14 protein-coding genes are annotated in these 14,846 nt (G+C 44.0%); 5 read left to right on the top strand and 9 right to left on the bottom strand.

Annotation, left to right across the window (positions count from 1 at the left end; genetic code table 11):
• Window positions 1-241 precede the first annotated feature (241 nt).
• Entirely contained in the window at window positions 242-406 is a 165-nt protein-coding gene (locus tag QQL60_RS04950) for a carbon storage regulator (protein WP_284722617.1), read from the top strand.
• A gap of 499 nt (window positions 407-905) precedes the next feature.
• Here QQL60_RS04950 and QQL60_RS04945 read toward each other — a convergent pair whose 3' ends face one another.
• The 7 genes from QQL60_RS04945 to QQL60_RS04915 form a co-directional block, all read right to left on the bottom strand.
• Window positions 906-1,142 (bottom strand): hypothetical protein, encoded by a 237-nt coding sequence (locus QQL60_RS04945; protein WP_104935211.1) that lies wholly within the window; start codon window positions 1,140-1,142, stop codon window positions 906-908.
• Window positions 1,143-1,350: 208 nt separating this feature from the next.
• A complete protein-coding gene (locus QQL60_RS04940) occupies window positions 1,351-3,690 on the bottom strand; it encodes a heavy metal translocating P-type ATPase (protein WP_284722616.1) in 2,340 nt (779 codons plus the stop codon).
• Between the two features lie 32 nt (window positions 3,691-3,722).
• Window positions 3,723-5,075, bottom strand: coding sequence for an APC family permease (locus tag QQL60_RS04935; RefSeq protein ID WP_284722615.1), 1,353 nt, complete (start codon window positions 5,073-5,075; stop codon window positions 3,723-3,725).
• A 253-nt stretch (window positions 5,076-5,328) separates the two neighbouring features.
• Window positions 5,329-5,874 carry a c-type cytochrome gene (locus QQL60_RS04930; protein ID WP_284722614.1) on the bottom strand — a complete coding sequence of 182 codons (546 nt, stop codon included), beginning with the start codon at window positions 5,872-5,874 and terminating at the stop codon, window positions 5,329-5,331.
• A gap of 29 nt (window positions 5,875-5,903) precedes the next feature.
• Window positions 5,904-6,173 carry a hypothetical protein gene (locus tag QQL60_RS04925; protein WP_226069897.1) on the bottom strand — a complete coding sequence of 90 codons (270 nt, stop codon included), beginning with the start codon at window positions 6,171-6,173 and terminating at the stop codon, window positions 5,904-5,906.
• Window positions 6,174-6,212: 39 nt separating this feature from the next.
• Window positions 6,213-7,178 (bottom strand): copper resistance protein B, encoded by a 966-nt coding sequence (locus QQL60_RS04920; RefSeq protein WP_284722613.1) that lies wholly within the window; start codon window positions 7,176-7,178, stop codon window positions 6,213-6,215.
• Window positions 7,175-8,980, bottom strand: coding sequence for a copper resistance system multicopper oxidase (locus tag QQL60_RS04915; RefSeq protein ID WP_284722612.1), 1,806 nt, complete (start codon window positions 8,978-8,980; stop codon window positions 7,175-7,177). The genes QQL60_RS04920 and QQL60_RS04915 overlap by 4 nt, the downstream gene beginning before the upstream one ends.
• Before the next feature lie 154 nt (window positions 8,981-9,134).
• Between QQL60_RS04915 and QQL60_RS04910 the strand changes: the two genes are divergently transcribed.
• From QQL60_RS04910 to QQL60_RS04895, 4 genes are all read left to right on the top strand, one after another.
• Window positions 9,135-9,827: a heavy metal response regulator transcription factor gene (locus QQL60_RS04910; protein WP_284722611.1), complete on the top strand. Its 693-nt coding sequence runs from the start codon at window positions 9,135-9,137 to the stop codon at window positions 9,825-9,827.
• Entirely contained in the window at window positions 9,814-11,223 is a 1,410-nt protein-coding gene (locus tag QQL60_RS04905) for a heavy metal sensor histidine kinase (protein WP_284722610.1), read from the top strand. The genes QQL60_RS04910 and QQL60_RS04905 overlap by 14 nt, the downstream gene beginning before the upstream one ends.
• Before the next feature lie 391 nt (window positions 11,224-11,614).
• Entirely contained in the window at window positions 11,615-12,892 is a 1,278-nt protein-coding gene (locus QQL60_RS04900) for an ATP-grasp domain-containing protein (protein WP_136554454.1), read from the top strand.
• 828 nt (window positions 12,893-13,720) lie between these two features.
• Entirely contained in the window at window positions 13,721-13,969 is a 249-nt protein-coding gene (locus tag QQL60_RS04895; protein WP_284722609.1) for a hypothetical protein, read from the top strand.
• Window positions 13,970-14,230: 261 nt separating this feature from the next.
• Here the strand turns inward: QQL60_RS04895 and QQL60_RS04890 are convergent, their stop codons facing one another.
• A complete protein-coding gene (locus QQL60_RS04890) occupies window positions 14,231-14,530 on the bottom strand; it encodes a signal peptidase II (RefSeq protein ID WP_431356884.1) in 300 nt (99 codons plus the stop codon).
• A 3-nt stretch (window positions 14,531-14,533) separates the two neighbouring features.
• On the bottom strand, window positions 14,534-14,846 hold a 313-nt coding region (locus QQL60_RS04885), incomplete at its 5' end, for a cation efflux transmembrane domain-containing protein (protein ID WP_284722608.1).

The raw sequence follows: 14,846 nt of genomic DNA, 5'->3' as shown, positions 1-14,846 counted from the left end.
TGTAGTTAAACCACATTCTCATATTTTCAAAATGCCTCACTTGAGGCGATTGATGCAAACTATACGCCTGAAAAATCAAAGACGCAATAACTAAGAAAAAATATATCGTTTATTAACAGTATGTTATGAATCCATTGGCTTCATAATAAACTTGTTGTGCAGCGTGAAGTCGAGATATAGACAACACTCTAATGGATAAGGTAAATTCTAGGAGTTAACTCAGTTTTCAAAGGATGAAGACATGCTGTTTCTTACAAGGTATGTAGGACAAAAAATTGTTATATCAGACAAGATTGTAATTAAAATCTTAAATGTAAATTCTGCTGGACATGTTTCTATCGGTGTGGATGCGCCTAAGGACGTTGCTGTTCATCGAGAGGAGATTTATAAGAAGATGAGTAAATAATATCTAAAGTAGCCTACCGAGTAATGTGGGCTTTTTACTAGTGGATATTGATCCAAAGTAAATAGCCGTAAACTTAGGTGCTGTAACTTAGTATGCAAATGCATTAATTCTATACTTATACATCAGAGATGTTGAACAGACTTTCTATCAGCTCTTCATTGCTGACAAAATGTCACTCAATATTAGGAAACCAAAAACCGGCATCTGTTCTCCTTAGTTTCGACCACATAACGATCTTGCTATGGGCTAGTGCGCTTTTTTCGCCTTACTAACGAGAACCACGGTGTTTTCAATCGACGTGAATTTGAGAATTTAGTTACACGATTTTCTGATACATAAATTAGAAATAACATTTTTTCTTTTTGGATTAACCAAAGAGCTTCAAATACAGTTTGACATAAGCTGGATCCGATGAATTCAGAGGCGTTGCAGCAAATGCAACGCAAATGTTTCAAGCATGGAGATAAGTCGCAGCTTGAAACGCTACGGAAAAATGAGATCAGCTTAAGGTTGGCGGACGCCAAAGGTCAGTAGGCGCCAAGGTAGGCACAAACGGTATACCCGCTCGTGCCAAACGCCTATCAGTGAAAACGAAGTTCCATGATGGAACAGAAAAAAGGATAACCACATTAGAGATGCTGCAATCTTGATCTGCTTTACAGGATTTACCTGTTTTAGCGGCGGTCTCGGCATCATTACAACAGTCTGGCATATTGGCATGATCCATATTACTCATGCTGCCGTCTTGCTCAATAGGGCAATTTTTTTCATGGTTCTGCGCATAGCTAACATTGGCGAAAGCCAACGAAAAACAAAGCAGTAATAGACTTACTATGCGCATTTTTTTCAATAATACTTTTATATGTTTATGTTCAAACTAGACCTTAAGCACTTAATTTAAGTTTCGAGCAATCGCTGGTCATAAAACTAATCTGAACTATTCCTTATAATTTAACAAGCCGCAACCTAAGTGCATTCATGATTACGCTCACAGATGAAAGTGACATGGCTGCGGCTGCAAAGATTGGGGAAAGCAGTATGCCGAAAAATGGATACAGAACACCAGCGGCAATCGGCACCCCGGCAATGTTGTAAATGAAAGCAAAAAACAGGTTTTGTCTAATATTTCTCATGGTCGCTAATGACAACCGGCGTGCTTCGACAATACCCATCAGGTCACCTCGCAACAACGTAATACCGGCACTTTCAATAGCTACGTCTGTGCCGGTTCCCATGGCAATACCTACATCTGCCGTTGCCAGGGCAGGTGCATCATTGACTCCGTCGCCTGCCATTACCACAATCCGGCCTTCATCTTTAAGGCGCTGAATAATCTTGCCCTTGTCTTCCGGCAGTACTTCCGCTTCTACTTCATCAATATTCAGCTTGTGGGCAACTGCTTCAGCCGAGGTACGATTATCACCGGTCAGCATGACCACGCGGATACCCTCTTTTTGAAGTGCCAAAATAGCCGCTTTGGAAGTTTCTTTAACCGGATCAGCAATAGCAAGTAAGCCAGCAACGGTGCCATCCACAGCAGCAAAAATCACTGTAGCCCCATCCCTGCGAAGCGCCTCAGCTTCATTTTCAAGGTCTGTAATATCAACTGCTTCTACTTCCATAAGCAGACGATTACCTAATAACACCCGCTTGCCATCAATCGAACCTGTGACCCCTTTACCGTTAGGAGAATCGAAGTCTTCAGCATCGGGCAACTTGAGGTCCATTGCCTTGGCTTTTTCTAAAATAGCGTGGGCTAACGGATGTTCACTGCCTTTTTCAATACCACCCGCAAAACGCATCAGGTCTTCTTCGCTTAGTCCATTCGCTGTAACAAGCTTGGTGACCTGAGGCTTTCCTTCAGTCAGTGTGCCGGTTTTATCTACCACCACCGTATCCACTTTTTCCATGCGCTCCAAAGCTTCTGCATCCCGAATGAGAACACCGCTTTGAGCACCCCGACCGACACCAACCATGATGGACATAGGGGTTGCCAGACCTAACGCACAGGGACAGGCAATAATTAACACGCTAACAGCTGCAATCAGCCCAAAAGCCATAGGTGGTACTGGACCCAAAAATGACCAAGCGATAAAAGCGATAACTGCTATGACGATGACGACCGGTACAAACCATCCCGCCACCTTGTCTGCTAATCCCTGGATTGGTGCACGGCTGCGCTGGGCGTTAGCCACCATCTGTACTATTTGGGAGAGCATCGTATCTCGGCCGACCTTGTCGGCTCGCATTACAAAGCTGCCTTGCTGATTAATACTGCCACCGATCACTTGATCGCCAGTTGTCTTCGTGACCGCCAACGGCTCACCGGTCACCATGGATTCATCTACATTAGATTTGCCCTCAAGCACCTCGCCATCCAGCGGCACCTTGTCTCCCGGGCGAACCCGAAGCCGGTCACCTACTTTAACCTTATCCAACGACACATCAGAATCAGTCCCGTCATCGTTCAGCTTTCTAGCGGTCGCTGGCGCGAGATCAAGTAAAGCCTTAATAGCACCTGAAGTCTTCTCTCGCGCTCTCAATTCCAGTACCTGTCCCAACAGTACCAAAACAACGATGACTGCAGCTGCCTCGAAATATACAGCAACAGAACCATCCGCCTGACGAAAGGCATCTGGAAAAATCTGCGGCATCAGGGTTGCCACCAGACTGTAGATCAGCGCTACGCCCGTTCCAATGGCAATCAAAGTAAACATATTCAGATTGCGACTAATGACGGATTTCCAGCCTCTGACAAAAAATGGCCAGCCACACCAGAGAACTACAGGCGTTGCCAGTATCAGCTGAATCCAGTTAGATAACTGCGGCGCTACAATATGATCTAGTCCGGTCAGATGTCCGCCCATTTCAAGCACCAGCACTGGTAACGCCAGAACTAGGCCGATCCAGAACCGGCGAGTCATATCCGTGAGCTCTTCAGATGGTCCATCATTCAAATTGACTTGCTCAGGTTCAAGGGCCATACCACAAATAGGGCAATCTCCCGGCCCCTGCTGCCGGATTTCTGGATGCATGGGACAGGTGTACATCGTGCCCGGTGTTGCCGGCTGTTCTGGCTGTTGCTGGTCATTGAGATATTGCTGCGGATTTTGGTCAAACTTGGACTTGCAGTGTGACGAGCAGAAAAACCAGCTTTGAGAGTCATACTGGCTTTGGTGCTTTACCTTGTCAGGCACCACGGTCATGCCACAAACCGGATCTTTTACAGTATGAACGTCATGTACCGGATGGTCTTGATGATGAGCATGCTGGTATTCAGACATAGTCATTGTATCCTTTTCGAGAATTTCAGATTTCAGTCACTGTGCTCATGCGATTTATTCTGGCTAAATGATCCAGACTTAACTGTATGTTTAAGAAAAACCTGCTCAACAACTGCGATAACAATCATCGTAGCAACTGCCACCCCAATCACAAACGGATCTGTATTCAGTTTTACCCAGACAAAGCCCCCTAACGCGAGCAAATCTAAAATAATCGCTGTCGTTGGCACCCATCTATTGGATTTTATATCATCACGCAAATAACGTAGCACGCCCCAATGAATGGCAATGTCCATAATGAGGTAAAACACAATACCCAGTGCAGCAATTCGTGACAGATCAAAAAATGCCGTCAGGATAAGTCCCAAAGCGACAGTGTAGACCAACGTATGCTTTTGAATACTACCCGGCATACCGAAATGTCGATGCGGAACTAGTTTCATTTCCGTCAACATTGCCAGCATTCTTGAAACGGCAAAAATGCTGGCCAGAATACCGCCAGCAGTCGCCATCATGGCAATAGCAACCGTAAACCACACACCATATTCACCCAATGCCGGGCGCGCAGCCGCAGCAAGGGAATAGTCTTGTGTTTTGATGATTTCTGCCAACGATAAATTACTCGCCACAGCAAAACCGACCAAGCCATAAATGACCACACAGGCCGCGATAGAAATAACAATTGCGCGACCTACGTTACGTTTAGGATCTTTTACCTCAGAACCGCTGTTGGTAATGGTGGTGAACCCCTTAAAGGCCAGTATTCCCAGTGCCGTTGCACCAAGAAAGTTACCCATGGTTCCCGCTTCTCCCGGACTTGAAAAGTCAACTGAGATACTGTCTGCGATCCACACACCCACCAGCCCGAAAATAAGGATGCCGACAATTTTTAAAACACCAATGAAAGAGGCCGCACTTTGAATCAGGCGATTGCCTGAAAGATTAATGACAAAGGCAGCTAATATCAGTGAAACGCCGAGAATAGGCACCATGATACCGCTATCATCACCACCAAAAAGTTGCATGGTATAGGAACCAAAAGTACGTGCTAAAAAGCTCTGTGCGATCACCATTGAGAAGTACATCAGTAAAGCATTGAAAGCTGTTGGCAACCTGTCGCCATAAGCTTTGTACAGATACATACCAATGCCACCTGCAGAGGGATAAGCGTTGGAGATCTTGATGTAGGAATAAGCGCTAAAGCTGACAATGACTGCAGCAGCAAGAAATGCCAGCGGGAACAACGTACCGGTCATCTCAGCCATTTGCCCAGTCAATGCAAATATACCAGCACCAATCATAACACCTGTTCCCAGCATAACCGTTCCAGCCAAAGTTAAACTACCTTCCTTATACTGGGGTGTTCTGTCTTCCTGATTATCCATGAATCCTCCGTTTTTATTGCCAACTAAAGGTCTGCGAATAAACTTAAAACTCAATTTGGAGCTATTATTTTAGGCAGCATTAATAATTTATTACTTTGATTCAGGCCAACCTTACATCTTAGCTTAACAAAAGACTCATTCTCATTATGAGCCTAAATATCCTGCAGGTTATCGAACAAAAAAAATGATTCATATTTAAAGCTATCGATCCGCGAATTTTAAGGAGAGCATTACTAATTGACGATATGCGTAATTACTCAGTAAGGTTTGCTGTCAATATTTGATATTGTGCAGGTGTCAGTTCAGGTAATCGTTTTAGGAAAGCAACCAGATTCCATATTTGTTCATCAGTATGCCCTGGGCCCCAGGCAGGCATACCCGACCCTTTAATACCGTGTTTAATGATCCAAAAATATTGCCTGTCTTGGCCTTTTGATTCACCATGCCCTGAATGTTTCATTGTTAAGTTAGGAGGCTTCGGATAAAGGCCTTTGGTAAAATCTGTCTCGTTTTTGTCTGGCGCAAGATGGCAACTCGCACACATTGCGGCATAATCTGAACCGCCTCGCAGTAAACGTGCTGGCGTATCCAGATCTAAGGGTACTTCAATGTCTTGAGCCGCCCGACTAATTGAACGCTCGCGTAAAGTTTCCAGCACCCAAAAAGTAAGCTTGGTATGCTGATTATCTGCACCCATCGGGTAGAGACCTGAGTAGATAAACGCTATCCCTGTCAGCACCATCAACCCAGCTGCAACAGAAAGACACTTGATACATCGCACAAAACCAAAAGACACCATGTTTATTCCTTAATTTTAGTCATCCATTACTACTTGTGTTTGTGTTTAGCTGGCTCTTTTACCTCTGCCTCATCATGTCCGTCTGATGACATTTTCGTATCTTTACCCATACATTTTTGCATCATGGCCTGCATAACGGGATCATTCATATTCATTTTTGAATGATCCATCTCTTTCATCGCAGCACAGTCCGGTGTCTGCTTCTCATTCATATGCTCTTTTGGATCATGTGCCTGCGCAGTCAAAGTCAGCACCAGAGCTGGTAAAGCAATTAAATATAACAATAAATGACGTTTCATACGGCGACTCCTTAGTCGAGGTAAAACTATATAGAGAGATTAAAACCAGAACCTAATACCAGCAACATAGATAGTGTCGCTGTCATCATTACCATTTAGTTGGGCCAAATCTGCAGTTTCTCCAAACTTCTCGGTCCACTCAATACCGATGTAGGGTGCGAATTGACGTGAGAATTCGTAACGAAGTCTCATACCGATCGCAACATCAGACAGGCCACTGCCGATACCATTAACTTCATCTTTTTTACCATAGGCAGTCAGCTCTGCACGGGGCTGTAAAATCAGGCGTTGCGTAAGCAGCAGTTCATATTCAGCTTCTACTGATATTGCAGATCGACCACTCTCTCCAAGATAGGCAGTCATATCTAATTCAAACCAGTAGGGGGCGAGTCCTTGAACACCAAAAGCCAGCCATTGACGATTGTCGCCTTCATCGTACTGATCAAATCTCACGCCCAACTGAGTATCAAAAAAAGCACTGATAGCATGCGTCCACAATAAATCCGATTGGCTTTCATCTAACTTGCCATCGACCACGTCACCTTCAAGCTTGGCCGTAAATCGATTGTAGGTGCTGCCATACCAGCCCTGAAGGTCAAATATGACAGCATCATTATCTGCATCATATTCCAGTCGATCAGCTAAAAAAGATCCGAAATAATGTTCATCCATTAATTTCAGAACGCGTTTCTCTGAGAATGCATAAGGACCCTTAGTCAGTGTAAAACCATCTGAATAGGCATGTGGATCCCTTGCGTCTGATGGTGGTTGATTACTCCCCATATTCATCTCTGAATGATCCATGCCTTCCATATCATCTTTCTGCATTTGAGAGTGATCCATGCCTTCCATGTCATCTTTCTGCGTTAATGTTCTCTGTTCTGTCATAACCTCATGCTTTTTGATGACATCATCAGTCTGCGCCCACAGGGGGGAAATGATTAGAGACATTGAACAAGCAATAATGATCTGCCCAATTGCAGGAGCGATAGAATAATTTTTCATGACACCACCACTTCACGAAACATGCCTGCATCCATATGGAAAAGTAAGTGACAATGCCATGCCCATCGACCCAGGTCATGAGGTGTTGTCAAAAAACTGATTCGTTGGGCAGGTTGTACAGGTATCGTGTGGCGACGAACTAGCACATTGCCCTGATCATCTTCTAAATCACTCCACATGCCATGTAAATGCATAGGATGGGTCATCATAGTGTCGTTTTGCAAAATGACACGTATACGTTGATTGTGCGGCAGATTCACTGGTGTACTTTTACCAAATTCAAGTCCATCGAAAGACCAACTGTACCGTTCCATATTTCCGGTAAGATGTAGTTCGATTTCCTGATCTGGTGGTCGTTTATCGTTTAATACCCCATCTACAGATCGAAGATCTGATAAGGTCAGCACTCTTCGTCCATTATCTCTTAAGCCAATACCAGGATCATCTAAGTTTGTGCGAGGCATATCGACACGAGCGTCGACTGAAGGTCCGTACTCTGTACTGGCATGTCTAATCTGCTGAGATGGTATGGCAAGTGAATCATTTTGCTTGCCATGTTGGCTGTGATCCATCGCCATTTCACCATGATTCATTTCTGAATGGTTCATATTGCCGTTTGCCGAACCATGCTCCATTTCGCCCATCATATCGGTCATAGTGAGCCATTGAACCGGATCAAGTTCAGGTATGTCGCCGGTAAGGCCTTCCTTAATAGCGAGCGTTCCCAGCGCATAACCAGTGCGTTCCATACTCTGAGCAAAAACGGTATGTACATCATGTTGTGGTTCAACAATGACATCATAGGTTTCACCGGGACCAAAGCGAAACTCATCCACGCTTACGGGTTGTACATTCTGACCATCAACCTGAATTACTGTCATTTTCAGTTCGGGAATACGAATATCATAGAATGTATTACCAGCGCCGTTAATGAACCTTAACCTTATCGTCTCCCCCGGCTGAAAAAGCCCTGTCCAGTTACCAACAGGTGTTGTCCCATTCATAAGATAAGTTAATGTTGCCGAGGATAAATCGGCCAGATCAGTCGGGTTCATCCGCATCTGGTTCCACATTTGTCGTTTTTCAAATGCGCCTTTGAATCCCAGTTTTGAGACATCATTGAAAAATGATGATACGGTCGGCTGATTATAGTTGTATACATCCCCCTGAACTTTCAGCTTAGAGAACACGGACATAGGATCTTCATCAGTCCAATCAGAAAGCAACATTACGTAGTCACGATCTGCTGATATATGGTCCTTTGCCGAATCAGATTGCATTTCACGGGGCTCAATAATCAGTGCACCGTACATACCGGTCATTTCCTGAAAACCACTGTGAGAGTGATACCAGTACGTGCCGCTTTGCTTAAGTTTGAATTGGTAGACGAAAGTCTCGCCGGGTTCTATGCCACCAAAGCTGATGCCGGGTACTCCATCCATCTGGTATGGCAAGATAATGCCATGCCAGTGAATGGATGTTGGCACTTTCAGCCTGTTGGTTACCCGAATAGTAACTTCATCTCCCTCTCGTAAACGAAGTGTTGGCGCAGGAATGGAGCCATTTATGGTTGTCGCTACTCGTGTCACACCTGTGAAATTAACAAGTGATTCAGCAACAGTTAAATCAATAACCTGCCCTGTCAAAACGGGAGCCGTGCCTCGGGTCGCTTGTTTGTTGGGATAACTTTCGGCGTTTAGCAGCATTGGAAAGGAAGCCAGCACACCGCCAGCTGCGATACCCTGCACAAATCGACGACGATTGGGATTAAAATTAAGGACAGGTTGAATTGGTAACTTCAATGTGGGTGCTCCAATTAAAACTTTCTATAAATGTTAATCCGCTGACTCTGTCATCTGGATGACCCGAACATTACAAAAATGTAATCCTTATGTAATTCTATGGTGCTTGTTGGTCTTTTAACCTTAGAAATGAATTAATTAACGGAGAACCTGCATGCGATTACTGCTGGTTGAGGATGAGATCAAAACAGGCAACTACTTACAGAAGGGGTTAACTGAAGCAGGATTTCAGGTCAATCTTGTTCGAAATGGCCTAGATGGTCATCATTTGGCAATGACAGAAGCATTTGATTTAATCGTTCTGGATGTTATGTTGCCGGATGTTGACGGTTGGCGCATTTTGCAGTCGTTACGTGAGGCCGAGCGCCACACACCAGTGTTGTTCCTAACGGCACGTGATTCTGTGGATGATCGTGTAAAAGGACTGGAATTAGGCGCCGATGATTATTTGGTTAAACCTTTTGCTTTTGCCGAACTGCTAGCCCGGATCCGAACATTATTGCGTCGTGGCGCTGTTCCAACCTTTTCTGAGCTACTCAAAGTTGCAGATCTCACGCTGGATTTGCCAAAACATCGTGTTGCGCGATCAGGTAAAAAAATCACCCTGAGTCACAAAGAGTTCTGCCTATTGGAGTTGCTGATTCGCCGCCAAGGAGAAGTACTCCCGCGCTCTTTTATCGCCTCTCAAGTATGGGACATGAATTTTGATTCTGATACCAACGTTATAGATGTGGCTATACGTCGTCTACGTGCCAAAATTGATGACGATTTTGAACCAAAACTTATCCACACGATTCGTGGCATGGGTTACAAACTTGACGTTGAGCCCATTGATGAACCCTTTTAATCATAAATCTCTTTCGCTTGCTGCAAGGGTAATGCTTTTCGTTGGCGCATCAATAGGTTTGAGCCTATTTATAATCGGCAACCTTGTGCTTGACGCTGTGGAACATCACTTTGTGGAACAAGATGCAGGTGAGCTTGCTGAAGTGAACAAGGCAGTGGTGAACGTGTTGCGAGCGCATTACAACAATCCATCACAGCTACGTAAAGCCCTATCCAGTGCTGTTTCTGGACATCATGGCGTCTATTATCAAGTACACGATCAGCAAGGTAGTATGGTTTTTGAAAGTGCTGGCGCAAACCTATCAGTACTAAAAAATAGCCTTCATCAGGTTTCAGAAATCAATGCCAGTGACCTTCGAGTCTGGCATGAGGACAACAAGAACTTTCGGGGTGTTCTCACGCACAATTCGATAGCGGGTCAAAACTACTTGGTTCTTACCGCCATTGATATTGATTTTCACCTTCAATTTTTGCATGAATTTCGTCTAGACTTATGGTCAATGATGATCCTTGCTTGGCTTATGACCCTATTGGCTGCTTGGTATGGCGTCCATAAAGCACATGAGCCAATAAGAAGGCTTTCGAACAAAATGGGTGATATACAAGCAGATCGTCTAGATATGCGAATTGCCCCCTCCGTTGTCCCTTCGGAATTAAAAGACTTGGTGTCTTCATTCAACCACATGATAAGTCGACTTGAAGAAAGCTTTAATCAGCTTTCACATTTTTCAGCTGATATTGCGCATGAGCTACGGACACCACTCACAAACCTCATCACCCAGACGCAAGTTGGCTTAGGCAAATCCAGAACGCTCGAAGAATACCGTGAATTACTTTACTCAAACTTAGAAGAACAAGAACGTTTAGCAAAGATGATTAATGACATGTTGTGGTTAGCAAAAAGGGACCATGGTTTAATCAAACTTGAACAAACACCGCTGGATTTATCCGATGAAGTCAGTAAATTATTTGGCTTTTTTGAAGCTTTAGCAGAGGACAAAAATATAGTACTAAGCTTGGAAGGCCAGGTGCAGCAAATTCAAGGCGATAAAGCCATGTTACGCAGAGCAATTTCTAATCTACTTTCCAACGCCATTCGTTATACGAAATCTGGGGGATCAGTACTAGTTCGACTGAAAAATTTCTCAGACAACGAGGTTTCCCTGACAGTTGAGAATCCTGGGCCTGAAATTCCAGTTGAACATTTGCCATATCTCTTTGACCGTTTTTATCGAGCAAATCCTTCTAGGTCAAGACAAGGTGAAGGTGCCGGTCTTGGTCTCGCCATTGCTCGTTCGATTATTGATGCCCATGGTGGGCGGGTAGAAGTCACATCTAAAAGTGATAAGACTGCATTCATCATCTATTTACCCACGACGATTAAAGCTATTCAATGATGGTTGGGATATGTCGGTGGTTATTCCTATCAGCGACATTAAATATAATGTGATTAACAATTTCAGATACTAGATAAAGCTTCACGCAGCTTCAACACTTTTACTTATTGGAGTGGCATTTTTTTACCGTTTGTAGAGCATACGAACTATATTCTGCCCTACCTGCCTTTGTTAATTATTCTTTTGTGTTCACGATTTCCTTTGCTTATTACAAGGATTATGGAAGCCTCAGGCAGAATGTTCATCCTGTTTAACTATAGAGGACGTCCAACAAAGGGGCTTTAAGCAGGCTGGTAAAGATTGCAATAACGGTCACTAATCAAACTAAACACCTATGATTTAAAGTTAACCGTTGGACATTAATATAACGTTTTCCGACAGAGGAGAATCAATGAAAAAAATCGATAGTTCTCAAGAGCAGACAAGATCACAACGGCTAAACCATCACTGTACCTGCGTTACTCTAGATTGGTCAGCGATTATTCGCGATCTCAACAACCAATTGGGTGATAACGCTGAAGGCATCCTGTCTACTTCGGGCATGCGCCAATTCTTCTCAAATGCCGCGATTTTTGTTCCAAGTTCTGATCTTGAACAAATGCAGGCGATTGTTAAGGCAATCGAATCCGCTGCTTCACTTGCAGAATATCAGCAACAGATCATGTCTTGGGCACCTGAGAGTGCACGGCATAATCCCGGTCCAGTAGGCGCTTTTATGGGCTATGATTTCCACCTCAGTGAGGATGGTCCTCGTCTTATCGAAATCAATACCAATGCCGGTGGCGCTTTTCTTAATGCCATCCTGACTCGCGCCCAACTAAAATGTTGTAGCGGCAATACACAGGCGTCTTGGGCAAAAGATTTCGATGAAGCAGTCATTGCGCAATTTATAAGTGAATGGCGGGCCCAGAGAGGTAGCGGACAACCTGAGCGAATTGCAATCATCGACGATGCACCGGAAGAACAACATCTCTATCCGGAGTTCAAACTCGCGCAACAGCTATTCATCCAACATGGCATTGATGCCGTCATACTTTCACCAACGGATCTCAAATACGAATCAGGAGTCTTGTATGGTGATAATCAGAAAATCGATTTGGTTTACAACCGTCTGGTCGACTTTGGACTAGATGCACCTGAACATGCTGCTTTGCGTTTTGCTTGGTTAGAATGTGGAGCAGTTATCACCCCGAATCCTTATACACACGCCCTATTTGCTGATAAGCGAAACTTGGCCTTAATGTCAGATCAGCAGACTCTACTAGATTGGGGGTTAAGTACTGAAAATGCTGAACTTTTAAAAAAGGGTATTCCCCACACCATTCAGGTTACCGCCCATGATGAGCAATCACTCTGGCAACAACGGCGGCAGTGGTTTTTTAAACCGGTGGCAGGTCATGGCAGCAAGGGTGTCTATCGCGGCAGCAAGCTGACCAAAAGCACATTTGCACGTATTCTTGAAAGTGATTATGTTGCACAGGCCTATGTGCCACCCTCAGAACGTGTTGTGATGGTTGATAACGAACGTGAAATGCTCAAGGTTGATGTGCGATTGTATACTTACCGAGGGGAATTATTACTTGCTGCAGCAAGACTTTATCGAGGTCAAGCTACCAACTTACGTACACCGGGTGGTGGATTTGCACCTCTACTTTTGCAGCAAAGTTAGAAGAATGTGAATCAACATCTCGGCGTAATTGTTTATCGAGCCGCATCACCAGCCGGAAGAGTTTATCGCCCTCATAAATCAGCCCCAGATCCTGACCGCCAATGACCATTTGCTAGGCATTTTGTAAGGTTGCAATGTCCAGTCCCAGCAGGGTCAGATGTTCTCGCTGCGGATTAATTGATAACATCGGCAAACTGGTCACTTGTTCCATGCGCACATCTTTAGCGCCACTAATCTGTGCAACTGCTGCGGATGAAACGTACTCAGAGTCAGAACTATCTAGGAGGCAGACTCCGCCAGATAAAATATTTACGTTAATAGTCGTTTTTATATGTGGTTTTTGTTTATTAGGATATACAGACGGTATTTGTGTATTCCCCAACACAGAAGTACTTGTCCTCACACATTAAATTCTTATTAAATTTATGACTGTGTCTGTTGAGCTAAGCGATGGAGCTTTCATGCAAGTCATAATTTACTTCTCGGGAGTGTGTTAAATCAGGTATTGCTATGTTTATGGAGAAACAACAGTTAATTTGAGATTAATCTTACCAAGGAAGAACTCCTGAATTAACGCATCATAATAAATTTTTTTAAGTGAAGGAGTTGTGCATGTTAACAATTTATTCCAATAAGACGAATAAAGATAAGTCATTGGATGTAATTCCAAAATATCTTTCACTTTAATATGAACGGGGCCATCCTCAAAATCGAGTATAAATGTAGCTAACAGAGGGGATGAAGTATCCATATAAAGCTTAAGATTGGTTAAATTTGTATTTTCGTTCGCCAAAATTTCAATCACTGGTAAAGGGAAGGATTAAGTCAATGGCTTCTTATGACACTAAAACAGGAAGAAAACCATCTTACAACAAAGAAAATGTTTCCTCCTTAAGGGTTAAAAATTTAATTTCGTTTATTGATAAACATGGAGGAATCGCTGATTTCACCAGAAAATTTGGTGGTTCAGAGGGTACCCTGTCAATGATGCTGAGGGAAAGAAAAAGCTTTGGTAATCTTGCAGTAAGGCGTATGGAGAAAAAAGTTGGCCTCCCAGAAGGCTGGTTTGATTCCTGACACAATGACAGTAGTAAATTCAAATAATAATTTCAATTCGGATTATTCCACTAAAAACCGATTCTTAGGTTTACACATTTGAGTCTCTCTCAATAACAAAAATAGTTCCAGAGCCAAAAAAATGGGGAATCTGCTTTTAGCTTCATCTCAAAGCGGAAATTCTAACCCGATCTGATAATCAAGTTATTCCATTAAAACGATTATCTTTTTAAAAATCCATATGAAGTAAATAAGCTAAATCTACCTGCCCCTGATCCACGGTCAAGCGATGGCTTCTCCTTTATGACGATTTTCAAGGATCAGCTTGATCAGAAAAATCGAGACCACTACCGCGATCCCGATAAAAAAGTAGCGCTGCCAGCCTCCACCATTCGCAAAAAGACTGAATGCGGCACCGGTGTTCCATAGGTGCACCCAGTTAAAGAACGGGGTCACCGAAACATACTCGCCATAGGCCATTGATTGCTGCACCAGCCACTTTACAGCCTGATCAGACGCTGCCAGCAGGCCCGATATGGACAATAGGGCATACGGCGAGAGCTTTTTGCCAATAATGAGCATTATTTAACCCTTCAACGCCAAAATGCGTCTGGCACCGTTAAGTACAATGCCCCCCGCGATGGTGCCGATAATCAGATCCGGATAATTGGAACCGGTCCACGCGACCAGGACGCCGGCGGTGATGACCCCCAGGTTGATCACCACGTCGTTGGCCGAGAATATCCAGCTTGCCTTCATGTGCGCCCCGCCTTCCCGATGTTTGGATATGAGTAGCAGACAACTGGTATTGGCAATCAATGCGACGAATGCGATAGCCATCATCACCAGCGATTCAGGCTCACTACCGAATACAAAGCGTCTCACCACCTCTACGAGC

This window comes from Methylophaga thalassica, assembly GCF_030159795.1.
Taxonomy (GTDB): domain Bacteria; phylum Pseudomonadota; class Gammaproteobacteria; order Nitrosococcales; family Methylophagaceae; genus Methylophaga; species Methylophaga thalassica.
This window is presented reverse-complemented; position numbering and strand designations above follow the sequence as displayed.